The organism is Pseudomonas sp. NY11955, from assembly GCF_048068035.1.
Taxonomy (GTDB): domain Bacteria; phylum Pseudomonadota; class Gammaproteobacteria; order Pseudomonadales; family Pseudomonadaceae; genus Aquipseudomonas.
On sequence record NZ_JBLUPS010000045.1, the window covers coordinates 1 to 1114 of the forward strand.

The following is a 1114-nucleotide window of genomic DNA, read 5'->3' on the forward strand; positions in this document are numbered from 1 at the left end:
GGCGGTTACAGGAGCTGAGTGCAACACGGTTATTGAATTGAAGCTGGAGCATCATGCCGCATAGCCATAGCTTCCTGCATCACCTCGTCCATAACCTCGATCGGACACTTGAAGTCGAAGCGCTTACGGGGGCGCATGTTCAGTTGCAGTGCGATGGCATCCAGTTCCTCCTGGCTATGCACCGACAAGTCCGTGCCCTTGGGCAGGTACTGGCGGATCAGGCCATTGATGTTTTCGTTACTGCCGCGCTGCCAAGGGCTGTGCGGGTCGCAGAAGTAAATCGCCACCCCGGTCTGCTGGGTGATTTCAGCATGCCGCGCCATTTCTCGGCCCTGGTCGTAGGTCATGCTCTTGCGCATCGCCAGCGGCATGCCATTGAGCGCTGCACTGAAGCCTTCCATCGCCGAGGTCGCCGTCGCGTCGTTCATCTTCACCAGCATCAGGTAGCCACTGGTGCGCTCCACCAGCGTACCTACAGACGAGGCGTTGGCCTTGCCCTTGATCAGGTCGCCTTCCCAATGCCCTGGCATCAGTCGGTCTTCGATCTCCGGCGGACGTACATGAATACTGACCCTCTCAGGGATCTGACCGCGCCGATCCACGCCGCCAGAGCGCGGCCTGCGCATCGTCTTGCTTTGGCGCAGGCAGATGATCAGCTCTTTACGCAGCTCGCCGACTGGCAAGGCATAGATCGCGTTATAGATCGTCTCGCGACAGACGTAGGCATCTCTGAGGCTGGGAATATTCATGCTGCGCAGCTTGCCGGCAATCTGCTCGGGAGACAAACGCTCACGCAGCATATGCGCCACCAATTCGAAGCGCTCGCTACCCGGCAACAGCTTTTGCTTCGGTCGACACACCTGACGGCGGGCCTGCATCTGCTGCTGGGCCACGCGGGCCGAGTAGCCGCCACAGGCATCTCGATTGCGGCGCAGCTCCCGGCTGATGGTCGAAGGGGATCGGTTGATCAAGCAGGCAATCCCGCGCAGGCTGAAACCTTGGGCATGACCGATTTGAATGGTGGCGCGCTCTTCAACGCTGAGTTCGGAATAAGACATAGGGACAGCACCGTACCGGAAAGGTCAGGTGTTGCACTCAGTTTTCGCCGCCGCCC

The 1114-nt window shown here is 59.8% G+C and carries 1 protein-coding gene; it reads right to left on the reverse strand.

Annotation, left to right across the window (positions count from 1 at the left end; genetic code table 11):
• Positions 1–29: 29 nt before the first annotated feature.
• Complete coding sequence (locus ACNFBR_RS29215) at positions 30–1058, reverse strand: IS30 family transposase (protein WP_003465026.1); 1029 nt, start codon at positions 1056–1058, stop codon at positions 30–32.
• Positions 1059–1114 lie beyond the last annotated feature (56 nt).

What these genes read in the sequence shown, in the direction of transcription:
- ACNFBR_RS29215 (WP_003465026.1), bottom strand. Translation starts at nt 1,058, where the DNA reads ATGTCTTATTCCGAACTCAGCGTTGAAGAGCGCGCCACCATTCAAATC.